Here is a 24840-nt window from a genome sequence, read left to right on the forward strand (position 1 = left end):
GGTTTATTAAACCTAATTTTCAGCTTCTGCTAATAAGCTTGTACTTCCAGTAAAGCATCTTTATAAAAATTCTTATTACTTGAAAGAATTCTTATCAACTCTATTTGAAAGTGTAGATTATGCTGACACTTTTCCATTCCCCGCTCTCTTCTGCCTCCCGCTTTATACGTCTTATTCTTGGAGAATATAGTATAAACACTCAGCTCATTGAAGAACATGAATGGGCCAGAAGACACGAATTTCTCGCTCTTAATCCAGCTGGAAATGTTCCCGTTCTTCTTACTGAACAAGAAGTTCCATTATCAGGAGCTATTGTTATCTACGAATATTTAGATGAAACACATGGAAGTTTGCGACAAGAGAAAAAATTCTTTCCGGAAAATCCTTTAGACCGTGCCGAGGTACGTCGTCTCAATGATTGGTTTTTAAATAAGTTTGAAAATGAAGCTACGCGCCATATCGTACGAGAACGAATCTATAAACGTGAAATGCCGTTAGCCATTGGCGGAGGTGCACCTAATTCACAAATTTTGCGCAATGCGCGTGCCAATATTCTACCACATATGAACTATCTGAATTGGCTTTGTGCATCTCGCGACTGTTTAGTTGGATCTGAACTATCCTATGCAGATCTAGCAGCGGCAGCAACTATTTCTGTCCTTGATTTTCTGGGGGAAATTGACTGGACACAATCGCCCGCTGCCAAAGACTGGTATATGCGGATTAAATCGCGTCCTTCTTTTCGCCCTCTTTTAACAGATCGCATCCGTGGGATTGTAGCAAGTCCTCATTATGCAGATCTCGACTTCTAACCACCTCTCCCCAATAGAAAGTGAAAGCGATATTTAACAGTACAGAGAATATGCTTCTATAACAATGAAATCTTATACATTTGTACACACCATACGTAATCTTGCCTTCTCCATAATACATATAAAAATGTATTAAGTTACATTCACATCATTGACTCTTTAACCAATTAAGAAGGTATTTCTCATCATACGCTGCTATAAACTGGTAATTCTTTGACATACCTAAAAAACAATTTTTTTCTATAAGAAAAAGAACCATTGGAAAGCAAGAGAGAATTTGCCTATAAGTACAAGAAATAAAATGACATAAGGAGAAAAATATGCGCCTTACAGTTGTTGGTGCGAATGGAAGAATGGGACGCGAACTTATTACAGCTATTCAGCGTAGGAAAGACGTAGAACTTTGTGCTGTGCTTGTACGAAAAGGATCATCTTTTGTAGATAAAGATGCCAGTATATTGATTGGTTCAGATTTTCTCGGTGTCCGCATCACTGATGATCCAGAAAGCGCCTTTTCTAATACTGAAGGTATTTTAGATTTTTCTCAACCACAAGCAAGTGTTCTCTATGCCAACTATGCTGCTCAAAAAAGTCTTATTCATATTATTGGCACAACAGGGTTTAGTAAAACAGAAGAAGCGCAAATTGCAGACTTTGCAAAATATACAACTATTGTCAAATCCGGAAATATGAGTCTTGGAGTTAATCTCTTGGCAAATCTTGTAAAGAGAGCCGCAAAAGCATTAGATGATGATTTCGATATTGAAATTTATGAAATGCATCACGCGAACAAAGTTGATTCTCCTTCTGGAACAGCTCTCCTTCTTGGGCAAGCAGCCGCCGAAGGCCGCAATATTATGCTAAAAAATGTGAGTGTCAACGGACGTAGTGGCCATACAGGGAAACGTGAAAAAGGCACAATTGGCTTTGCCTGTTCACGAGGTGGAACAGTTATTGGCGATCATAGCATCACTTTTGCAGGCGAAAATGAACGTATCGTTCTTTCACACATAGCACAAGAACGTTCTATTTTTGCCAATGGCGCATTAAAAGCAGCTTTATGGGCAAAGAACCACGAAAATGGTCTTTATTCAATGCTTGATGTTTTGGGACTGAACGAATGAATCTTAAACAGTTTATGTAACATAGGAAATTCATAATGGAACGCACACTTGTACTCATTCGTCATGGACAAAGTGAATGGAATCTCAAAAATCTCTTTACCGGTTGGAAGGACCCTGGTTTAACAGAAAAAGGCCGTACCGAAGCAATAGCAGCAGGTAAGAAACTTAAAGAAACTGGTTTAAAATTTGATATCGCTTATACATCTGCTCTACAGCGTGCACAAAAAACAGCCCAGAACATCTTAGAACAAATGGAACAATCAGATTTAGAACTGATAAAAACCCCCGCACTGAATGAACGAAATTATGGTGATCTCTCTGGTTTGAATAAAGATGAAGTGCGTCAAAAATGGGGAGAACAGCAAGTGCAAATATGGCGCCGCTCCTATACTATTGCTCCCCCTAATGGAGAAAGCCTTCGCGATACTGGTGCTCGTGTTTGGCCTTATTATCTTCACCATATCCAACCTCATATTTTGCGCTCTCAAACTGTTTTGATCGCAGCACACGGTAACTCTCTTCGTGCTCTTATTATGGCACTTGAAGGCTTAAATAGTGAGGAAATTATCTCTCAAGAATTAGCAACTGGCATTCCTATAGTTTATACATTTAATTCGGACTCAACAATTTCGTCAAAGACAATCATCACCCCTTAAATTTCTGAAAGTATAATGACACAATAAGGAATTCAATCTCATAATTTTAAACTGAAAAATAAATTCTTTGATCTCTTCCTCACTCTAAAAGACTAAGCTCGTTAATCTCCACCGAATTGATTTCTCTTGGGAGGTTCCTACTGCTAAGCATTTATGTGATTGACTTCATAGGCTCTATAAATAAGTTCTGCCCTGAATATTTCGTTCAGCTTTATTATTTCACATTTGATTGATGCACAAGAAAACTAAAATCAGACATTGATGACAATGTATTTCTTAATATAGATGAATATGCTTTCCACCTTCTGTAATGAAAGACAATGCTTACGGCACCATAGATAATTTTATTGACAGAAGTTCCTCGCAAGCTTAGATGAATTTTAAGCCCAGATGGCGGAATTGGTAGACGCGCAGGTTTCAGGTACCTGTGCCGCAAGGCGTGGAGGTTCGAGTCCTCTTTTGGGCACCATTTGATTTTATGCTAAAAATAGCTTATTGATTTTATACAATTTTTAAAGTTGAGGGATTTGTAAAGAAACGTGAGGGAATAAGTTTTCCCAACTTACTTCTATAATTTATTCTAAATCACGACTTTTTCTCTAGATATTTTTGAGCTATTCTAAACGTCCAAAGTATTTACACTTTCAAAAAAGCAAAACCTTTGAAGCTCTCTCCTTACCACAGCACAATCATTAAAGTTTAATACAAACGAGCTTTGACTATTTTTAAGAATAAATGCGATTTTAATAACATCATAAAAACAATTTAGCTTTCCATAAATTGCTGTTAATCTGTAGATCGCATCTTAAGAAATAAAAAAACTTCTATCGTCACTTTACCTTGCAAAAGCTAAGCTGAACCATGCTAAATTGGTCAACCGTGTAAATGAAACTTAATGACAAATTTTCTTTTTCACCCACTCCTGATTTTTTTAAATGCAACAAAACATACCTCCAATTGTTTGCAAAAAAGAATTCCATTAGAATTAGATAATTGGAATAATACAAACAAAAGAACGTCTAATTGTGCTAGGAAAAAACAATAGAATCTTCAGCAATAGAGAAATATCAAAGTGATAGCATAAGGTTTTTGTGACAGAATAATTTGCAACTAATGAGAGTAGAATAACGTACTGCTCATAAAAAATAAAATTCAAGCTAAACAAAGTGCATTTGTTTGCAAAATATAAAAATAGCTATAAATTCGGAGAGATTTTATTTGTTAAGTAAAATTCCATTAAATATTTTTTATAAAATAATCACTTTACATCATAAAAATGTGTTTACAATAATGACGTTTTAACACAGATTTTCCTCTGTCGATGAATAGTGAATAACAAAAACATAGAAATTAACTGGATGTCATGGATTATAGAAATTATAACGCATAAGATTGCATTCTTTTCCCTGAAATTACTTTTCAGGGAAAAGTTAGTTTGATAAGTAAATGGGGGAGGAATAATGGAACAGCAATATATTTTGGGAAAATACACACGTGTTGTTGTCCATAAAAAGAATGCAATTTTTGGTGCAGGTTCAAAGCAATTTATTATCAATGATCGAAAACACTGGGAAAACTTGGTACTTCTCGCAGCACAGTGGATCGAGAAAAAGACGAAAGAAGAAACTTACAATTCGCTATCGTCAATCATGTCAAGAGAAAACTTTAACCGTGCATTTAACTTTCTTTTTTCTAACCACTTTCTTGTTTTGGCTGAAACATCAGACAATATCTTCCATAATCGGTATTCTAGAAGTCATCTCCATTATCAAAGTTACGGTATGCATCCAGCCTCCGTTCAGCATACCCTTTCACAAAAAGTGGTCGTCATTTTAGGATGCGGCGGGATTGGTAATCATGTATCAGCAATACTAGCATCCTCCGGCGTCGGAAAATTAATTCTCGTTGACAATGATGTGATCGAGATGACCAACCTTACCAGACAAATTCTTTTTACTGAAGAAGATATAGGGCTTCCGAAAACAACTGTTCTTCAACGTGAGCTGATACGGAGAAACAGCCAAAGTGAAGTTCATGAGTTACAAATGTTCATTACTGAAAAAGAAGATATCAACAAATTACCCAAAGCAGATTTATGGATCATTTCTGCTGATTCACCTGATATGCTAAGACCATGGATAAATGAATGGTGTGTAAAAAATAAACAAGCCTATATAAATTCAGGTTATGTCAACGATATAGCTATTTTTGGTCCTTTTTACATACCTGGACAAACTGGTTGCTATGCATGCAGCACATCTATAGAAAATCTTCCCGAAAAAGGTGATTCTTTAATCCACGAAGCTTGCACTGCTATCAATAATAACTTCAAAGTTGCGACATTTCCTCCTGTAAACGCCCTTTCAGCTGCCATGTGTGCCAATGATGCTCTTAAGTTTTTAGGTGGTTATGGCAATCTGCTTTCCATAGATCGCCGTGTGGGGATATGGAGCAGCCAACTTTTCACAGAAGAACGTTCTCTAAAGAAAAATCCTCACTGTAAGGTCTGTGGAACACCACAATGAACAGACCACGCACCCTCGCTCTCGCCTATGGATCCTATAATGCAGCACGAATGCTGATTGGTGTCTACCATACGATTTTTTTAATATCTATGGGAGTGAGTCTGGCGCAATTGGCTCTGCTTCAAGTTGCCTTTTCCCTAACCATTCTACTTCTTGATTTTCCCTGTGCTGTTCTCTCAGACAGATATCGGCGTAAATATTCTGTTATAGCTGGGGTCATCATGACAGGCGCATTTTATCTTCTCTGCCTTAAAGCCCCCAATATGGCAATCCTTATCATTGCACAAATCCTCTATGCCGCGGGAATTTGCCTCATTGCCAGTGCCATTGACGGATGGATTTATCACTCACTGGACAACAAACAAGATCGCTTTTCGCATTATGCCCATTTCTACCACCAAGTAAATTCTTTCGGTAGCATTATTAGCGGCATCATAGGAATTGGCACGATATACTACTCTGGACAATATTTTATGGGATATATCATTTCGTGTTTGATGATGAGCATTATCTTTTTAATATTTTTGATTGTTCCTGAAGAAAAAAAGACAGCGATTGAAAAATACAAAACAACAACGATCCTCCACCATGCCAAAGAAACACTGTGGATCTTTCAAAATACCATGGGAGGAGCATGGTTTATTTTTCTCATGTGCCTTTTTAATGCTGGCATTCAAATTATTTATCATTTCTGGCAACCGATAACACTTTCAACGAGCAAAATCGACTACCTTAACAGTTCGCAAATGCTCACACTTATGTGCTGCCATATAGGAGCTTTTTCAGCGCAATATTTTTCAAATCTACTGATGTCTCAATATCATGTATTAGATAACAAATATAGGAATTCTGTAAAATATTTTTCATTCTTTTCTGCCCTGATGTGCATAGCACTTTATTTTTTAGTTCATGGCAATCAAACAGCTGTAGCAATTATCGCATTTTCGTTAATCCATGGATTTATTTGCACCGTACCCATCGGAGCAAAAAGTTTGTTTTTCTCAGAACTTAACCAAAAACAAACTCAGCACATTTCTGGTGTCATTGGCGCCGTATCTTTCAGTGGACGAATATTTTCAATTGCGGTCTTAAGCATCATCTCTTTTCTGCCTGCAAAAATTTCACCGTCTTATTATCTGATATTACCGACCGTGACTTTTTTCATGTGTGGTTTGGTCCTCATGAGATGGATGTCCCACTCTCGCAAAGCTCTACGAAAAGAAAACCATACAATGACCGCTCAAAATGATGCCTCTTGAAATATGACCAACACCTCTTTAAACCATCTTGTACATCAACACTTCAAGATATGAGGCATACACCACAATGAGAAACAGCCTCATTGCACGTAAAACACTTGTTGTCTCTAATAGGCTCACACCCCTCACAAAGAACAGAAAGTCATTATAGTATAAATGCACGCACGTTTTACAAAAACATCTTTCAAGACCCCCAAGCTCATTTCGCGAAATCATCCATAAACAACAGCATAACCAAAAATCCGTTGTTCATCACCTTCTTTATACTTATGAAGGTGAAAACTGACAGCATCATTCTATTTGCCAACTCAAAATGTTACCACAATCCTTCCATTGAAACAGTTCATAAAAGATATTTTTTACTCCTTTCTTGAAGAGTTCTTATCCACACACTACCGTCACTTATGACTTGCAAGCGAATGATTTTGATTGATTCAAAATAAGAAGATGTGAAATAAGAAAATCTTATGATATTCAGAGCTCTCATTGACATAACAAAATGATGAATGATCATTATAAATAATGTATTGCCTTTAACTGAAAACAGAGCAAATCATAGAACAGATTCCAACGAGAGCCACTTAAAACTATAGCAGATATTCTTCTCCCCAATATCTTACCCATTCTCATTTGTATCAAATACGTGTAAGGTAATGATGCCTGCATTGCTAACTTTTTCATAGCATCCTTCATAAAAAAACTGTCGCAATAAAAAGTGCAAGAAACGGACAACGCTTCACTTCATACCCTAAGTAGAGTAACCTATAGAAAGCAAAAAATGATGAATAAATGATAATCAAGCCAACGGGTGAAATCTCTCTCTAGCCTAAATGGAGAATCGAAATGCCTAAAAAACACTTCCAAATACAGTGTGAATTCATTCAACGACAATTACGATTTTGATACCCCCTGTAAGTTACGCCACTTAACCGCCCTGTCTCATCTCATGAAAAAAATCACTAACAGAATAATAACACTGTGTGCATATGAGTGATGGATCTAAGGAAAAGAAACACAAAAATTATAGAACAAGAAAGTTTGTTAACAACTACAAAATCACGCTTTCTGCATTACGAAACAGAGAGATTTCTTAAATCTAAATCACACAAACTTAGTGAGGGTTCATTGGCATAGCTCTTCGAACCGAATAGGATAGAGTATCACCAAAAAGCCGTTCAAAGATCAGAAGACCTCCATTATCATAAAAGCGTTGGAATTTTATATGAACACATTCCATACCAAACAATCAAAAAACAGTTCATAACAGCATTTGAACCACGCAAAGGATTCTCTACAATAGCGAAAAATCTTCTGAAAGCATGCTATAGTCTTTTTAAATGGACGAGTGATTTAGAATATAATTCAACTTTAGGATAAAAAAAACTTTCAAAACAAACATAGCTCCTCCTTTTAAAGAAAAAAAGACGCAGAAAAATATTATTAAGGATAGAATCTTAGATTTATGAACATGTCTGAACTGTTTTTTTTCTTAAGATTTGCGCTGGAACAGCATTATTTGAACCAGGGGCAAAACGTAAAAGATTACATCCTTCCTTAAAAAACAGAAATAAAGTAAATTCTACACAGGTATCTTTCTCCTCATGTTACCTGAACTAGTTATAACACTTGGAGTTTGTCTATCGGAAATAAAACACTCCTCTGCGCTAAAAGCAGCTCAAAAATGACCAAAGAAAATTCTGACAATCTGTTTTATAAAGCGTTTTCTAAGCAGAAACGAAAAAATCAGCATATAAATTGGAAAATGAGCATAAACCCACCCTGTCAATGCAAGCATGATAATTTCACAAATGAAAACGCTCGTTGGCAGGACTGAAGATAATACGATATCATTCTATACTCAAAAAGGATGAACAAGAGAATCAACCCAAAAACTGCAAAAAAGCACAGAATATATAAAAAATAAATCAGCAAATGCAAGGAATACCCCCCCCTCACCTTCACATAACCTATTGATTGTATTGAAAATGGCGGAGAGGAAGAGATTCGAACTCTCGAGAGCCTTTTGAGCCCTACTCCCTTAGCAGGGGAGCGCCTTCGACCACTCGGCCACCTCTCCAAGGGTGGTGAATAAACGGTATGAATACAAAGTGCAAGACATTTTCGATTTTTTTCAAAAATATCTGATCGTTTTCTGTTTTATCGATCTCATTAGAAAAAAATTAACAAATGAAAATTGTGACTTTTTTACCACATTTCCTTGAATAGTAGTATGGATACTCTTTAAAAAGATAATTTCATATTTGTATATCGAAAAAAGAACAGTATAGCTGGAATCATAGTTACAAAATGTTTTAGTATGTCTTTATTTGTATTTAATAAGTTGAGCAAATAATATTCCCTAAGAGGGTTAACTTATCTTTTACTGGAGATCCATTATGAATGTTAAGTCCATCCTTTTAAGCTCTACAGTAGCTTTTGTAGCAATTTCTGGAGCACAAGCAGCTTCAACGTTTATTGCAGAACCAGAGCCTGTAGAGTTTGTTCGCGTTTGCGATGCATATGGCAAAGGGTATTTCTATATCCCTGGAACAGAGACCTGCATGCGTTTGTCAGGAAATGTCCGCGCTGATTTTATAGGTGGTGATAACATCGATGCAAACACTAATGCCGATTTAAATACTAAAAATAAAACCTATAGTGCATCCTCACGGTTAACCCTTGTTTTTCAAGCTGCTTCTGAAACAGAATTGGGAACACTTCGCTCTTATGCCCGGATCTTCTCAAACTGGAATAACGGTCAAAACAAAGATGGTGCAAAACTTACAGCCGCATACATTGAACTTGGTGGTTTTCGTGTAGGTCTTGACGATACAATTTTCAGCAGTTGGACCGGTGGCTACGGCAACGTTATAAATGACGACAGTGTAGCACCAGCAGGTAATATACGCACCAATTTTATTTCTTACACCTTTAGTGGCGATACTGGGTTCTCCGCTATTATTGGAGCTGAATTAGGCAATGATTCAATCCCTACTCTTGCCGAAGGTAAAGAATATTATTACATCAATAAAGAGGATAAAGTTGCTGTCGTTTCTAATGAGAGCTTTCCAAGCAAAAGAATAAAGAACTACACTCCAAATCTGGTTTTTGGTATAAAATTTATGCAAAAATGGGGTGGCTTTTCAACAGTTGCTGCATATGATGCTTACTACAAAAAATGGGCTGGTAAAGTACGCTTAGATTTTAATGTCAATGATCGTTTAAATCTATGGGTAATGGGTGGTTATAAAAATAATATTGATTACTATACAAAAGACGAAAACAATGCACTGTCACGACAGAGCTCAACAATTTATGCAAACTGGGGTGGCAAATGGGCAGCGTGGGCTGGAGCAACTTACAAACTCACTCCACAAGCAAATTTGAATGCTCAAGTCTCTTATAGTGCTGTAAAAACCTTTGCGACTTCTGTAAATGTTGCATACACGCTTATTCCAGGCTTTGTGATTACACCTGAACTTACTTACGTTTCGTGGAATGATGATCGTACTTTTAAGGGTGTGAACAATGATACAACCTATAGCCATGCTCTCAATGGAAAAAGTGCTTTACAAGGTATGATTCGCTTCCAACGTTCATTTTAATCTTTTTGGATTCGATTAAAAAAAACTGGCAACTTATTGTTGTCAGTTTTTTTGTTTTTAAAGCCCTCTATGAGGATCATAAAAGTATCTTGTGATATTTATCTGCTGTTATCTCTGATAAAAAACGACTTACTTTACAAAAATATTCCAAGAAAATTAACCAGATGAGTGTTAAGAAGCATATTTTAAAAGCTTTATACAGGTAATCTCAAGAATAGAGGTTTTAATCATCAAAAAATTTGTTCTCAAAATTACACAAATATCCTCGGAAACAATCAAAAACAAAATAGATATATCGTCTAAAATGATAGAGAATAAATTATAGAAATATTCTTTAATAAAAATGACAATGCTCAACAAATAACGGAGTTTTTTGCAAGCGTTAGCAACTTTTTCGTTCATCAAAAATATTCAGCAAAGGCAGAAAAGTGCGTGTTTTTAGCATCGCACTTCCTGTTTCTTGGAAATGCTTGTGTCTTATTCTTTTATTTCAACCATCGTTGGGCTTTATCTCACCTTTTGCATTAGATATTGTGAATGTAAAGCCATTCATAACACGTCTCTTTTCCAAAAACATTCTTAGCATGTTATGAAATTTTGCTTACGTAGCGCTGATAAAGCGTATTTTTTTCTCGAATATTATGGAGTTGAATTTTTCTATGGCAACTTTTAGACATTCTATTCTTTTCTCTTATACACACAATACTTTAATTTTAAGTATTTTTTAAATGAGGAAAACCAATATACAGAAAAAAAGAATTTTAAAATCTCTCTCCGAACCATTTCACTTTTTTCCTATTCATTCTGATGCCTGTAACTTTATTTTAATAGTATAAATAATCCTCCTTTTCTCACCCAGAGTTTACACACAAAAACCAAGAAAAATATCCTTCAAAAAAGACAACACTCATTGTTGTATGATATATATTTAAATCACGTCACATTGAAAGCGTTCGACGGAAAATATTTATCTACCAATGCATAAATAATCGCGGCTGTTTCAACATCTAAAATTCCATCATAATTTTCTTGACGAAAATGAAGCTGAAATGCTCGGATTAAGTCTTTATATCCTATTTCGCTACATGCAGCCGAAATGTCGTAACCATAACATCTCAATTTAGCCAAAACATCTGCTTTGAGTGGAAAACTCTTACAAAACTGCTCCTGATAGTGATCCTTTACTTCATCATCATACCATGCCCCTATGCCTGCTGCATAAAGTTCTTTCCAAGGAAAAGCAGCACCTGGATCACTCTTTCTTCCAAGTGCAATATCACTGTGCCCCACAACATCGGTTGGTGTAATATCAGGATATCGCTGAAGAATATTTAACGCAAGCTCCTTAACTGCATCAATTTGCGTTGGATTGTAGGGAGGAAATGTAAATACCTCATCACTATAAGTCACCACATTAACTGTTTCAAGAGGAAACGCGAAACCACTAACATGACTGCCATCAGCTAATGAACCAACATCTGTTTGCAAGGATCCCCCACCTTCATGAACTGGATTTAAAACCCGCATATCCTTTAAAGCTGCTTCAGCGCATATCTCCTCTAAAGAATCAGAATGTCCAGTTGCTAAATTGACTATTTCAATTCCAAGAGACGTATCATTTAAATTACTACGCCCAGCCCATGAACTAACGCCTGCATGCCACGCACGCTCGTTTTCATCAACAAGATTAAAGATACGCATATCCTTAAATCCTGCCTCAATATAGGTCTGTTCTGATGGATCAGGAACAAGATAATGTGCACTAACCCTCTCTCCTGTAAGAGCCATGATCGATGCTTTAAAATCAAGTGAAGTATAATGCATCACAAGAAAACGAATACGACGATTAAAGCTCTTTACAGAACGATAGCTGTTGTAATCAATCTGATACATAAAAAACTTCCTTTCTATCTCATTTACACAGACCACCACACATCACAACAGGCTGCACAGGAAAATAACCTTGGTATTATTTTTGAAAATTTTTACAATATACTGCACAACTCACAAACAAAAATTGTCAGCTTTATGGTGAAAACCATATGATTGGCAAAACATCAAACTCTTACCAACAATCAATATACATTTCCCAAAGTTTTCCATACACCCAACGCTCTGAATCTCGAGCACCTTAACAAGCCCCACCGCATAAGATATTTCTTCCTCAAAATACCGAAAAGATTACCCCTAAAAAAATAAATAAAAATAACGGAGAACTTGCTTATCAAATATTTGTTCATATCTTGTAAGCCAAACAGCTTTTCCTCTTTTCAATCTAAATCAAACATATCCAAAGAGCACATCACACAGAGCATAAGGCATGATGCCTCATCATCCTGCAAGAGGTAAAATACTCCAAAGGATTTTCTTATGAAAACTTTATGGAGATTTCTTGACAAGCCCGTTAACAATGCACATCTGGAATGAAATTCTTCATTGGCGTATTTTTAACAAAATTTGAAAATTTTCTCTGTACACAAAATAGAGACGCGAGATAATCGCTTATTCTTTTATAAAGCGGTTCTCACTTATAACTGTTAAAGTCATATCCTGCATTTCTAAATCAAAACATAACAAGAAATTTTTCCTCAATAACAACCTTCCTAGGTTATTATGATTTCATAGCTATGATACCAACATTTTCTCAATTTTTCATATGCATATATCGTTTAACTAAAATTGTATAAAATTTGTTGTAAACAGGAGATAACATGGTCCTCTAACCTCAGGAATTAAAGGACCACGAAATGACAATATCGAATTTCTTTCTTTATTTGCATTTTTGTGAGACCGTTTCAATAGAAAGATTTTCTCATCTACTAAAAACAACTTTAACCATGATAATCAGAGATCACAATAAATTCTGTAAATACATCAACACAGATTGAACTATTTTTAAGAGCATTTGGTTGTTGTCTTACATTATGATAACACGTTGACTTATAAAGATAATTCGTAGTTTTGTAACTTGCATGAGTACCCTAAAAAATAAGATTTTCTTAAAGTTAATCAGAAAAAACACTCGTTTATATGGCATAAGAGGGATCAAGCAAGATGTAGAGAAATTTTTTTATAAAAGAGTAAAGACACCTCTCATGAAATGTCTCAAGACAAGAGCAGTCTATAACATTAAATAAAACTGCTTTCACACATCAATATTCTAAAGCATCACAACAAAACTGTCTAATAACAAATAATATTTTGAGGAATATTGCTGAGTCTCAACAGAGGATCATTACACCTCCTTCATTTTACATATATTTTGAAAACCGACCAAGCGGCATATTCCTGTAAAACCACACCTAAAAGCAGTCGTGTATAAGGAAAAGAAATATGATCATCACTATAACCTTTCATCTTTACAGTGATTGTAATATGCACAAGGCTTTCTTTTTGGTTTTCTAATATCTCCAAAGAAGCCGATAAGCTAACCTCAACCTCAAGCTGTGGAACAGTTTTTGCACTTTTCTCTATTGACTGAAAATATTTTAAAAGCTGTAAATCATTTGCCAACCAGTGAACTTCTGCGTGCATCGCTAATTGTTGACGAGCAGTGGTAATTTCTGCACCAACTAAATATAGACAAAAATGGTCTTCAAATTTTTCGATTAAATGCTGAGCCAAAAGCGTTGATGACTAGCCAACCAATTGTACGAAAACATAAGGGCTTTTCCATAAAAATGCCGTTCAAATAGCTCATTTGCCAACTGACAATCAACCCAATGCGCAATGGCACTTTCATCAATTCCAATCAAAATCCACGCATAGCGAGCACGCGACACAGAAGAATATTTCTTCTCACCATGTTCTAAATAATTTTCTAAAAGCGCAAAAGCTTGCGTAAGCGAACCAGTTAAAATCACAAGGATACTTTCACCACAAGAGAGGTAAAAGCCAGGTGCTGTACCGGTAGGATTATCAAGCACTTTTGCCGTCTCAGGAAATAATGCTTGACGCGCATTATTACTATCCGGTGTGCTCCCTAACCACCCCAATTGACCTTTTATTGTTTGCCAAACATCTTCATGATGAAACAAAGGTTGCCTTACAGCTTTAGCAACCGCATCACGTGTTTTATCATCAGATATTGGTCCTAATCCTCCACTGATGGTAATGAGATCTTCTTGTCCAAGACAAGCAATCACAGTTTCACTAATTTGCTGTAATTGATCAGCGCAAACAAAATGACGTGTTACTTGGATATTTCTCTTTTCCAAGCTTTGACTCAAATCTTATAAATTCGTATTCAAATATTATCCTGAAAGGAGTTCATCATCAACGGTAATAACCGCTGCCCGACAAACAGAATTTGCGAGAGAATTAAGAACAGCTTCAGTCATCTGGTGTGTAGAAGCTGAACCTGCTAAATCATAGGGAGCAGTTTTTCCAGCACGAATAACCTGATCAACACTCTCAAACAGTTGCCATGCTACATCTTTAAAGCCTAAATGATCTAAGAGTAAAGCCGTGGTAATAAAGCATAGCAGAAAGATTTGCTTTATTCTGTCCAGCAATGTGCGATACACTTCTATGAATAGGCAAAAACATGCAACATTGCTCCCCACACTTGCACTAAGTGCAAAACACAATTTTCCCATCACTCCAGCACCAAGGTTAGAGAGAGTATCACCAAACATATTTTCAGCAACAATCACACCAAAATGCTCTGGATTCGTTGTAATCCATAAAACAACCGTATCAACATTATGAATATCTGCTTCGATTTCTAGATAATTTTAAGCAACTTTCTCAAAAAATTCTTGAGCGAATTGAGCATTTTCTCGCATAGTATTTGGCTTATCAGCAAAAGTAACCCTCCTGAAACTATGCGCACACACATAAAAAAAGCATATTCAAACAACTGCTCTATACAAAAACGCGTCTGTAAACGCACCGTGTATGCTGCCTCCTCACAATTATATTTTTCTAAATTAGAATGTTTTAACCATGCCGTCGCTTCAGGGGAGTATACCACGAAAATCTAGTCTGGCAAAAAGACCTTCGGTATTTTCTGTAATAACACAAAAATGAAAAGACTTTCTCGGACCAATAATGTATCTGATAGGGCGTATATTCGCAAACAGACCTAATCTTTGGTGAAACTGAATAACGGGAGAAATATATGCAAGTTTTTTCTCTTAAATGCGGTGCAAGTTCTTTTAACGCAACTTCTTTTTCTTGACGAGTCATGGCACCAAGCAAAATGGCATCACTCTCAGTGATTTTTTGCCACGTTGCTTGAGGAACAGAATTCCCTTCCTGCTTCTAACATTCCCAACCAATATCGCCATAGGTTAATTCAATCGGCAATTGGAATTTCTCTAAGACCATCAATGCCGCATCACAGAGCTCTGACCCTACCCCATCACCGGTAACACAAGAATCTTCTTTTTCATAATGCATCAATCCATTTATGAACAATTGCATTCGTCATAGCAGGATTGTCATCCCACAAACGCGTACCCGCACCAGAGATGACCTGATATTCATGATTCAGACATTGACTTTTCGTTTGATTAGCTAAGGTTGCAAGTTGTGACTTTTCACCAATTAAAGCTAAAAACTTCCCAGTATATTTGATAATCTCATCTCGAGCATCTCCCCCCAACAAGAATGTAAATCCTCGTGTCATACGTTCAATTGCCACGCTTTTTTGCTCATCAGGGATCTCCCATAAAACTCTTTTTTCCCTGCCTCCACGGGGACACATAAAACTATTGAGTATTTCTAAAGCTCCTGATAAATCTTTGTTTTTCAAAAAAGTTAGAATACATCCAATTTGTCTTTTTAAAGGCTTATCTGGATAGCCTGGTGCATTCACAGCAAGCACAGCTTGAACATTGGGAAGTCGCGCCGCCAATATTTGCACTAACATTCCAGCCATAGAAAATCCCACAAGCACTGAGGGTTCTTTAAAATACTTTTTAAGTTTCTCTGTAATAAAAGGCAAAATTTCCACAGTAGAGTTATTACAAAAAGCAGAATGACTGGGAAAAAGGGACAGTGTATCCAGGAGAGTAATGTGGAATCCTCTTGCTAAACAAAGCTTTGTGAACGAAGAACAAAAAACGCCTCGATCCCAGATTGGCATCACAGGAGAAAGAATAATAATATGAAGACTCATTTATCTATTCCCCCCTTGTTTTAAAATATAAATTGTAACAGAAACTTCCTCACTAAAGGTACTATTAAAGTCTAAACTTTATCATGCATAAGCTCCCCACCCCATAATAATTGCCCGAAACAACGACCCGTAAAAACCAATCGTATCAAATTTACACCAAGCTTTAATAAACTTTAAGCATGTTTGATGAAATCATGTCATTAAAATTCACTCCAACCTACCCGATACGTCTCATTCATACAAAAAGCATCAAAAGCATGATGCTCTCTTTATTATCATTCAATCCATTTCCACACGCATAAAATCATATGCTTTGCGGACATAAATCATAAATCCGAGCAAACAACACACAGCCAATAAAACTGCCATAGTCTTTGGATTGTGCCCAGACGTCTTTCCAATAACGGAAGCACTTAACGCAGCACTGCCTAATTGTAAGGCCCCCATAACACCAGAGGCTGCCCCAGCAGCTTGCGGATGTGAGGAAATAGCCAAGGCTGTCCCTAATGGCAATAAAAAACCATTACCAAAAGTAAGAACAGCGATAGCTATAAAACTCGTTACAAGTGGCCATGGACTAACATACATTTGCAAGGCAAATAATACCCCTCCTATCACAAAAATAATATACCCGCGCCAGACAGTTTTTTCCATAGATTCTCGTTTAAAAAGCCATCGTGCCATCAGATTTCCCAAAATATAGGGTAACGAAACACCAATGTAGCTATAGCCAATATAGATTGGTGGCAAACCTAAGATTGTAAGTAAAAAAGGCGATTCTACAATATACGCAAAATAGGCGGCGTAAGAAAAGCAGGGAATAAGTGCATAAAAAATAAATTGTTTATTTCTGAGAACTCCCAAACACGCCTTCATAAATCCCACAAAAGAAAAATGCTGACGCTTTTGAAGAGGCAATGTTTCCGTTAAGACAAAACAACAGAGCAAAATAGTTAAGAATATAAAAAGACTTAAAAAAATAAAAGTAGCATACCAACTGAAAGCTTGTAACAGCATGCCTCCAACTAAAGGAGCAAACGCTGGTGACATTCCAATAAAGGGAAAAACAATCAAATAAAGTTTTCCTGCTGCTTTTTTATCTAACAAATCATTGATAATAGCACGACTTAAAACAATTCCCGCACAAGCTCCAAGACCTTGTAAGAAACGTAATGCAAGAAAAGCTTGAATATGAACTGTATAAATCACACTTAACGTGGTAAATAGCCATAAAAATAAGCCAAAGAGCAGTGTTTTTTTACGCCCAAAATTATCACTGAGTGGCCCATAAATTAGCTGTCCGATAGCCAATGCAAATAGAAAAACTGCCACCGCACTTTGAATCTGAGATTCAGTAACTTGATAGTATTGGCGCATTTCTCCAAGTGCTGGCAGAAAAATATCTGTAGAAATCAGACCTCCTGTCGATAAAAAAACAATAAGTATAATGAATGGTAATGTATATTTATGTTGCATGAACAAAGGCACACTTTATAATTTAAAAATAAATGTTATTTATTTGAATAATTATTTTTTATTTATAATAAATATATAATTTTTACTTTTACTTTTTAAGAAAATTCATCTGACATACCAGACTCTATAAGATATTCTTGTAATATCTACTTAATGAATAAAAATCCTTAGCGCTTTACTTTATACTCCATGGATTACTTTCAAGCGTTGCCAAAATCTCATTTCAAATCTAAATAAAGGAAATAAAAATATTAATCCCCCAATCCCTCAGAAGAATATCGACCACTCCGAAAACACCATATTCGGCTGTTGTTATATCTTATCATAAGAATTCATCAAGCTTTTTTATTGATATTGTAAAAAAGATGTTTCTAAATCATATGTCTTCTACTTTATAATAATATCACTCTTTTATAATAGCTTTTACAAGAATACGTTTATAGTACTCAAAGCAAAAAAACGGTATACGCAAACTCCCCCTTTAAAAAACTATCAACGCAAATATAACATTACCAACACAACAATATAATATGAAAGCTCTTCATGTAGAAAATTTTATCAGCATAAATAATTGAGCAATAAACTTTGATCCAACTTAGCTACAGCATAAAGAAGATTGCTTCTGCAAATTGCCTAACAATTCAAATACATTTCGCTTCTATGACCATCGAAACTTTATTACCAAGCATTGATAAATATCATACAATTGAGCTTAAAGTGTTATTTTCATCTCATTTAGAAAAAAATAAGAAGAAGTCATGAAGAGAACAGACTTTTTCAACTATCAATTACTAATACCTATTGAAATTGCTGGGAAAACACACACAAAAATCAACTTACGTCACCCGAAACTTAAAGACTTAAAAGCGATAGAGAAAGGAACGGCATCGAGCAAATAAAAGAAATGATTGCCTCTCTTTCAGGGTGGTCCTATAGTGCTATGAATGAACTCGATCCTTATGATTTTCTAAACATAAAAGAAATTCTAGAACCCTTAATAACAAAAGCGTTTGAGGTGATCAACAAATTTCAAGAAAATATCAAGGCTGTCCTTGTCCTAAAAAGCTTTTCTATAAAAATTCCATCTCTAGAATATTTCAAAGAACTCACAACCAAGATCAATAACATAAACATGCCCTTAAAAATGATAAGCGCTGCATGTATTTTCACTCACAACGCATCTGAGAATAAAAATAAATTTTGTACGAATACATTTAAAAAAAACACACGACGACCATCAATGAAAAAGTAGAGATCTATAGAAACTATGAACCGATTACAGCTCATAATCCCTACAGCATAAACAATGAGATCACCCTTATAGGCTGCAATATCTTCTTACAAAATAATCCATTGAACCAGCCCCTATCGTATTCGATAAAAAACGGGGTGCGAAACTAAAAAAACACCTTTAGAAAGAACTTTTAAACTTTTGGATATTATTTTAAATTTTTTAAACCTTCCCTCTTGGTTTTTAGAGTTTTTACTTCAAGGATTTAAAAAGTTTTTCGAGCGTTATTTCTGAGGATAGAGCAGTAAGAAAGAGATTATCAACACAAGGCGTTCTCCTCCTTCTCCCTTGCCTCTCATAGCTTTTGAAATATGCACGTTTGATATTTGTTTTAAAAGTTAAACATAATTAACTATAAGCACAACCAATAAAAACTAAAATTTTAGCAAATATTTTTTCTGTAGAGAAAAGTGGGATGAGAGCTAAAATATCCTGCTTTTTACTCAAACATACCCAAATATACAACGTTTATAAAATGTTTTTCTCAAACATGAGCAACAATATTATCAGGTCAGAAATTATCAATATAACTTAATTTCACGTTAGAAAAAAAAAGAATAAACCTCATAAACAGCATTCCCTCTTTTCAACATTGCAGCCCAAAGGTTGGAAAGCTCATATTCATTTTGCTCTTTTAGCTTTTCCTTGTATGTTTTGTGATCAAGAGAGGCTCTTATGCGTGATTTTATTAAGTCAAATGCCCTTGAAGCAGAGTAGTAGCTTAAAAACAACATTTTTTATAGAAGACAGTACACTTAAAATCATGAATTTTAACTAAACTCATCTGCCGCCAGCACCACTCATTGGTACGCGTTCTCATTTATAAAATGGGAGTCAAAAACTATCCTACATCCTACTCATAACAACAGCAGCTATAGTCACTGTCTATTAATGTAAAAGGGTTTTCATTAACTTTTCACATGCTTTCCTTTAAGGATTGACAAGAGAATTGCGACTGTGGATGTGACTTGAGTTTCGAGTTTTTTTATTTTAGCTAGCTTATTTTTTTAGCACGAACATTTTTGATAAAGTTATTTTAGGTTGAGATTTTACCACAAGACCTTTTATCATTGGGGTATTATAATCCCAAGATAATAATTTCAGGGAGGATAATCAGTGTTTATTTTTGGTATTTTGCGTCTATTTTGGGCACAAATTTGTCTCTTTTGGAACATAATGGTTCAGGAAGCATTGTATCTCCAGCATCATTCAAGGAGATAAACACATGGAAACCCGCATACCTGAAGACACAGCCTTTGATACCCATTTTCTAGGCAAAACATCTGTAGAGGAACAGTATCCCCTCTTTCATACGCCGATTTCATGGTCGGCAATTTTTGCCGGCCTGGTGACAGCTCTAGCCACCTCGATCTGTCTCTCTTTTCTCGTTGCAGCCTTAGGCTTCAATCAAATGGATTTCACGTCTTCCACCCCTTTTGAAGGTTCGTTACGCTCCTTTGGCATAGGATCTCTTATCGTTACACTGATCAGCCTTGCTTTGGGAGGTTTTATTGCCGGACGTTTTGCAGAATCGTCAGGCGCTCTTCATGGCTTTCTTACCTGGGCTCTCTTAACCCTTCTCATGACCTTGCAAACCATCCATGTGGTTTCAAGTACAGCAAAACTAGGCGCTCAAGCTGCGGTAGAAAATAGCTCAGCAATTGGACAAACCATAGACAGCCTCAAAACAAATTTTTCTCCCCTTTTTTCAAAATTCGATGGCGAGAGCTTTGAACAGTTTTTGCGTAAGACAAAAGACAATGGCGTTGATTTTGATAAACTGGGCAATGAATTACGCGCACTTCTCAACAAAAGCGACATCCCTGCTCTCAATCCTGATCGCTTAAAAACATCCTATCAAGCAGCTCTCAAGGATATTGGGGAGGCAATAACAGCTTTCAAAAATGATCCATCTCACTATCGCACATATTTAAAAGATCTTGGTGAGCGCCTTTCTGATCGTATAGAAGCCATTACGGCAAAGATTGATAAAAGCGATATCATCAAAAGCCTTATGAACAATGGCATGACACGCACGGATGCACAAACAGCAGCCAACAATGCGCTTCATGTTTACAAAACAGCAGAGGAAAAAACCGAAAAAGCGTTAAAAGCACTTGAAGAACAAGCTGAAACGCTCTCTGATAATCTTGAGAAAGCCATGAAGGGAGCAAAAAATACCGCCGAAAAAGCCACGAAAACAGCATCCCACATGGGATGGTGGGGCTTTTTAGGCAGCCTGATTGGTGCTATGATTTCCAGTGTTTTTGGTTATTATGGCTACAGAATCCGTAAGGCTTCTTTTATGTTCTAAAAGCTTTTCCTCACAAAGTATGAAAGTGATAAAAAGCTGTACAGTCTGTGCAGCTTTTTTTTGCCAATTTTCTTGATGGCTTTATTGTATGCAATAACATACCATAAGATCACTCAAAAATCCTCATACGGAAAAAACATTGCCCCCTCACCAATCTGTTGTTATTTTCACACCTTTCCTATCACCAATTAGAGCCTATTTATTAGCGCGATCATTGGGCCTTGTAAAACACTTGCGCAATCACGCGATACTGTTATGACATTCCATTTCAATGATCATACCAAATTTCCATATCCATATAAACAAACTATCGCACAAATGCATTCCCCCCTCACTAGCCTGTAAAAAAACAGGCTTTACCCAACTTACATAATCAACAGACCTTCTTGAAAATCTAAGCTTAAAAACAGCATATAATGACGAAAGCACATTTATATATGCATAATAATCTAAAAAATGAAAAATCTATATTTGAGAAAAACATGAAACCTATAAAGCCATAAAAAATCAGAATTTTTTATTTCCTCTATGATTCATTATTCAAACTATTTCTTTAGGAGAAACGTTTAGAACTCTTCACTCTATTTTTTCAAGAAAAAGAAAAAATCACTTTATTTTTTCTTATTATTATTGCGAAGAATAAACACTATTTTTGATTTTTTTTCAAAAATATCTCGAACAAAACAAGCATGTAAGTATAAGAGATGAGATCAAGGATCTTCTCAATCGAAATGACATTTGACAAAAAATAAATTTCATAAAAGATTCCTCTCGGTGATATTACCTGAAACCTCCACTGATTATGACAAACTATAAGGAAGATGACATATGATATTTTACTTAAATGAAGCAGAAAATCTTATCGAGTTTATTGTTAGAAACATCGAAACAACGTTAGGTAGTTTCTAAAGACGTATAGCGTAGCGATATTCAAATTTGGGTTTATACATCGCTCCCCCTCTTAATATTACTTACTAAAATTGAGAGTGAAATCATTCTTCAGCCACTCACAAAATTTCAATAGGCCCCCTTCTTCGAAATAAAGAACTCCTCATCGCTGCAAATGGGCATTGCACTTGTTTTGAATAGAGCTCTCATTTAGAGGGATTCCTTTCCCAACTTTCATCAGGAAAAAACTAGACAGAGCAAAATTAAATGATAAATCCTATAGATATGCGCAGGAGGAAATTTTAAAAGCCGTAAAAGCTTTAGCATGTTGGGGAGCATTGTGACAAAGAAAAAATCCATGATTTTCGCCTAAATGGGACTTTTTCTCGTTTTGGGCTTAAGTGGTTTTGCCGATAAAACGGCTCAAATGACATTTGCTTTACACTGAGCAAAGAGTACTGCCTCTATTTTAGAGCTGCTTTTTGCAGGGCTTATAGGAGGAATTTGTGCAGGACCCCTTGCCCCACATTTTTTGCATCACTTCCAGCCAGCACGAACAGTGCCTATTATTCTATTATTTCAAGCAATATGCATAACCACAGCCGTAGTCGTCAACCAGTTTTGGCTTTATATTACCCTTTCTTTCACACTGGGCTGTGCTGGTTCACTCTTTTGGTCTGCAATTCTTGTTGCTGTACCTGACTTCGCAAATAATGATCACCAATGAAACCGTATTACCCAAACAGTCCGTAATCTTGGTTATATTGCCGGACCACTGTTAGGCGGTGTATTGTATGGTCTATCAAACGGACAAAAAGGATTGTTCCTGTTTTCGATAATGGTTCTCTATGCAGAGCCTTTATCACCATCTACTATTTTAAAAATTTAAAACTTCATGCACAAACGACAAACACAGCGCAGCAAATCAAAAAGGGATTAGATGTAGTGGGATTCTTGCGTAAAAAACATGTCGTCTATGCTCTTACCTCCTCATCATCACCATTATCCTCACCTCTGCTCTCAACGTATTATCGATTGTCCGCATCCGCACCGAGCTGCATTTAAGTGCAGAAACCTATGGAATCACAAGCATGATAAGTCTTGGCCTCATGGTTGGTCGACTCTGTTTCTCTAGTCTTTTCCACCATTTTGGCAATGCTGCTGGAACATCACTAGCCGTGGCAATAATCGGCTTTAGCATTTTCCGCTTTTCCCTCACACACATTGTGTGGCTGATGATGCTTTCCTTTTTTATCCTTGGGGGGTACAAACGGTGTGCAAAATGCACTGATAACAAGTTTTATGATGAAAGCCATCCAGAAAAAAACAGCGAAACAGCCAAATGCCCGCTTATCTTTTCATCATACAAACATCAGTGTGCATTGGTTTTATCAGTGCGGATTTTGTCCATGTGCATCATACCCAAAGCACGCTGTTTATCATTGGTATCGCGACCATGATCACAGGCATATTAAGTTTTATCTTGAACAGAGTACTATGCAAAAAAAGGAATGCATCTTCAACACCCCATAGAACAGACAACTGCGTTTTTTGTCAAAACAGGGATGCTGCGATTGATAAAATGATAAGGATCAAAAGATGCCCCTGATACAACCTGGTATGGGAACAAAAAACAGTATTGAGCTTCTTTACACGCTCATTCAAATGGCAAAACCGCGCACAGTCCTTGAAATCGGTGCGGGGGATAGCACATGCTTGATTGCTACAGCACTGCAAAAAGCAAAACAAGCATGGCAACAGGATAAAAAACTTTTAAGATCTACCACTTTTGAAGAACGTACAGCTTTTCTTGACCCTTCAGGAGTCCTTGAGAATTATCAACCACGATTGATCACCATCGATGATTTTTCAGCAGAAGGTCAATCCGCCGAACAAGCATGGCAAAAACCACTCCAAGACAACAGCATTGAAAAAGACATGGTAACATTTATCCATATTTCTTCTCTCTTGATGATGAAACGCTCAAATCTTGGGGACCAATAGATTTTGCTTGGATTGATGCTGGAACGCCCGCAAATGATGTGCAATTTGTTACCACACTTTGGGAACATATTACCGCTCATGGTTATCTCTGTCTTCATGAACCAACAATGACAATAACCGTTGCTCTTGATGGAGCTCAACGGGTTCGCCGTGTCAGAACCCCTTTTTGGGAAGAAACTCTCTACCGACTTGATGGGCTCCTATGAGGCTTTAACCCTCACCGAAAACCACAAATATCGCCAAAGTGGTCTTGGTATCATTCGCAAACACACCCCTGCCGAACAAATTGTACGCGCACAATCACTACAAGCAGAACTCATAGAAATCAATGAACTGCCCATTCGCAATGATCTTTTACCCATGGGAAAAGAAGCCCTTCACAAACGATAGACCCGTAATTCACTGATCTCTGCCATGACCTCATAGACACTTCGCACTGTTTATGCCAGCCATTATCCTTGGCGCGAGAAATCTTTCTGATATCCTCAAACATGTCGATTGTGATGCCAAATTCACAAATCCATCAATCGTCTTTTAAATCTTAGTCTTATTCAAAGCACCAAAGAAGGATTTCAAGCGGAAAGAACACTCTGGAAAGCACTAGAAGATACAAATGAGCGGGAGAGAGAAAATTTAAGTGACCGACACTTAGAAACAGAAGAAATGCTGCAAAAAATTGTCCAAGCCTTTCAAAGGGAAAAAATCTATAGCGAAACGGAAGTCTTCAAGATATGCAACCTCTTTACGGTAGATTTTGCTAGA

The 24840-nt window shown here is 36.5% G+C and carries 19 protein-coding genes, 2 tRNA genes and 1 pseudogene (1 of these 22 cut by a window edge); 14 read left to right on the plus strand and 8 right to left on the minus strand.

The genetic code is table 11. From position 1 onward, the window contains the following. Positions 1 to 119: 119 nt before the first annotated feature. The 6 genes from AYT27_RS06305 (at position 120) to AYT27_RS06330 (ending at position 6376) form a co-directional block, all read left to right on the plus strand. Positions 120 to 812: a glutathione S-transferase family protein gene (locus tag AYT27_RS06305; RefSeq protein ID WP_011181073.1), complete on the plus strand. Its 693-nt coding sequence runs from the start codon at positions 120 to 122 to the stop codon at positions 810 to 812. A gap of 320 nt (positions 813 to 1132) precedes the next feature. Further along, positions 1133 to 1936, plus strand: coding sequence for a 4-hydroxy-tetrahydrodipicolinate reductase (gene dapB, locus AYT27_RS06310; RefSeq protein ID WP_011181074.1), 804 nt, complete (start codon positions 1133 to 1135; stop codon positions 1934 to 1936). A 35-nt stretch (positions 1937 to 1971) separates the two neighbouring features. Continuing rightward, positions 1972 to 2592, plus strand: coding sequence for a 2,3-bisphosphoglycerate-dependent phosphoglycerate mutase (locus tag AYT27_RS06315; RefSeq protein ID WP_011181075.1), 621 nt, complete (start codon positions 1972 to 1974; stop codon positions 2590 to 2592). A gap of 384 nt (positions 2593 to 2976) precedes the next feature. Further along, positions 2977 to 3061, plus strand: a tRNA-Leu gene (locus tag AYT27_RS06320). A 991-nt stretch (positions 3062 to 4052) separates the two neighbouring features. Beyond that, positions 4053 to 5117: a HesA/MoeB/ThiF family protein gene (locus AYT27_RS06325; RefSeq protein WP_011181076.1), complete on the plus strand. Its 1065-nt coding sequence runs from the start codon at positions 4053 to 4055 to the stop codon at positions 5115 to 5117. Continuing rightward, positions 5114 to 6376 (plus strand): MFS transporter, encoded by a 1263-nt coding sequence (locus AYT27_RS06330; RefSeq protein WP_011181077.1) that lies wholly within the window; start codon positions 5114 to 5116, stop codon positions 6374 to 6376. Before AYT27_RS06325 ends, AYT27_RS06330 begins: the two co-directional genes overlap by 4 nt. A 1986-nt stretch (positions 6377 to 8362) precedes the next feature. On the opposite strand, the gene AYT27_RS06335 is transcribed toward AYT27_RS06330, so the two are convergent. Further along, a tRNA-Ser gene (locus AYT27_RS06335) sits at positions 8363 to 8453 on the minus strand. 319 nt (positions 8454 to 8772) lie between these two features. Between AYT27_RS06335 and AYT27_RS06340 the strand changes: the two genes are divergently transcribed. After that, positions 8773 to 9981 (plus strand): porin, encoded by a 1209-nt coding sequence (locus AYT27_RS06340; protein WP_011181078.1) that lies wholly within the window; start codon positions 8773 to 8775, stop codon positions 9979 to 9981. A 933-nt stretch (positions 9982 to 10914) separates the two neighbouring features. Here AYT27_RS06340 and AYT27_RS06350 read toward each other — a convergent pair. The 7 genes from AYT27_RS06350 to AYT27_RS06365 form a co-directional block, all read right to left on the minus strand. Continuing rightward, positions 10915 to 11874, minus strand: a complete 960-nt coding sequence (locus AYT27_RS06350; RefSeq protein ID WP_011181079.1) for an N-acetylmuramoyl-L-alanine amidase — start codon at positions 11872 to 11874, stop codon at positions 10915 to 10917. Positions 11875 to 13227: 1353 nt separating this feature from the next. Next, a complete protein-coding gene (locus AYT27_RS09295) occupies positions 13228 to 13605 on the minus strand; it encodes a hypothetical protein (protein ID WP_011181080.1) in 378 nt (125 codons plus the stop codon). Further along, positions 13590 to 14198 (minus strand): molybdopterin-binding protein, encoded by a 609-nt coding sequence (locus AYT27_RS09300; protein ID WP_011181081.1) that lies wholly within the window; start codon positions 14196 to 14198, stop codon positions 13590 to 13592. The genes AYT27_RS09295 and AYT27_RS09300 overlap by 16 nt, the downstream gene beginning before the upstream one ends. A 36-nt stretch (positions 14199 to 14234) precedes the next feature. Further along, positions 14235 to 14705 carry an isocitrate/isopropylmalate family dehydrogenase gene (locus tag AYT27_RS09305; RefSeq protein ID WP_223396453.1) on the minus strand — a complete coding sequence of 157 codons (471 nt, stop codon included), beginning with the start codon at positions 14703 to 14705 and terminating at the stop codon, positions 14235 to 14237. 541 nt (positions 14706 to 15246) lie between these two features. Continuing rightward, positions 15247 to 15384, minus strand: a complete 138-nt coding sequence (locus AYT27_RS09310; protein ID WP_223396389.1) for a hypothetical protein — start codon at positions 15382 to 15384, stop codon at positions 15247 to 15249. Further along, positions 15374 to 16105 carry an alpha/beta hydrolase family protein gene (locus tag AYT27_RS06360; RefSeq protein WP_011181082.1) on the minus strand — a complete coding sequence of 244 codons (732 nt, stop codon included), beginning with the start codon at positions 16103 to 16105 and terminating at the stop codon, positions 15374 to 15376. Before AYT27_RS06360 ends, AYT27_RS09310 begins: the two co-directional genes overlap by 11 nt. Positions 16106 to 16384: 279 nt before the next feature. Beyond that, entirely contained in the window at positions 16385 to 17581 is a 1197-nt protein-coding gene (locus AYT27_RS06365) for a multidrug effflux MFS transporter (protein WP_011181083.1), read from the minus strand. A gap of 758 nt (positions 17582 to 18339) precedes the next feature. Between AYT27_RS06365 and AYT27_RS09315 the strand changes: the two genes are divergently transcribed. From AYT27_RS09315 to AYT27_RS09335, 7 genes and pseudogenes are all read left to right on the plus strand, one after another. Next, on the plus strand, positions 18340 to 18480 hold the full coding sequence (locus AYT27_RS09315; protein WP_223396390.1) for a phage tail assembly protein: 141 nt from the start codon (positions 18340 to 18342) through the stop codon (positions 18478 to 18480). Between the two features lie 1617 nt (positions 18481 to 20097). Then, positions 20098 to 21186 (plus strand): DUF3792 family protein, encoded by a 1089-nt coding sequence (locus tag AYT27_RS06375; RefSeq protein ID WP_011181084.1) that lies wholly within the window; start codon positions 20098 to 20100, stop codon positions 21184 to 21186. 1261 nt (positions 21187 to 22447) lie between these two features. Continuing rightward, positions 22448 to 23581, plus strand: a pseudogene (locus tag AYT27_RS06385) (MFS transporter); the annotation flags it as partial. Between the two features lie 92 nt (positions 23582 to 23673). Next, complete coding sequence (locus tag AYT27_RS09320) at positions 23674 to 24078, plus strand: hypothetical protein (RefSeq protein WP_034448014.1); 405 nt, start codon at positions 23674 to 23676, stop codon at positions 24076 to 24078. A 38-nt stretch (positions 24079 to 24116) separates the two neighbouring features. Beyond that, positions 24117 to 24284 carry a hypothetical protein gene (locus AYT27_RS09325; RefSeq protein ID WP_223396391.1) on the plus strand — a complete coding sequence of 56 codons (168 nt, stop codon included), beginning with the start codon at positions 24117 to 24119 and terminating at the stop codon, positions 24282 to 24284. Beyond that, on the plus strand, positions 24271 to 24468 hold the full coding sequence (locus tag AYT27_RS09330; protein ID WP_034448018.1) for a hypothetical protein: 198 nt from the start codon (positions 24271 to 24273) through the stop codon (positions 24466 to 24468). Before AYT27_RS09325 ends, AYT27_RS09330 begins: the two co-directional genes overlap by 14 nt. 273 nt (positions 24469 to 24741) lie before the next feature. Next, positions 24742 to 24840: the 5' portion of a DUF2087 domain-containing protein gene (locus tag AYT27_RS09335; RefSeq protein WP_223396394.1), read on the plus strand. Its footprint extends 69 nt past the window's final position; 99 of the gene's 168 nt are visible here — the first part of the coding sequence; its start codon is at positions 24742 to 24744; its stop codon lies off the right edge, out of view.

The sequence above is a fragment of the Bartonella henselae str. Houston-1 genome (assembly GCF_000046705.1).
Lineage (GTDB): Bacteria > Pseudomonadota > Alphaproteobacteria > Rhizobiales > Rhizobiaceae > Bartonella > Bartonella henselae.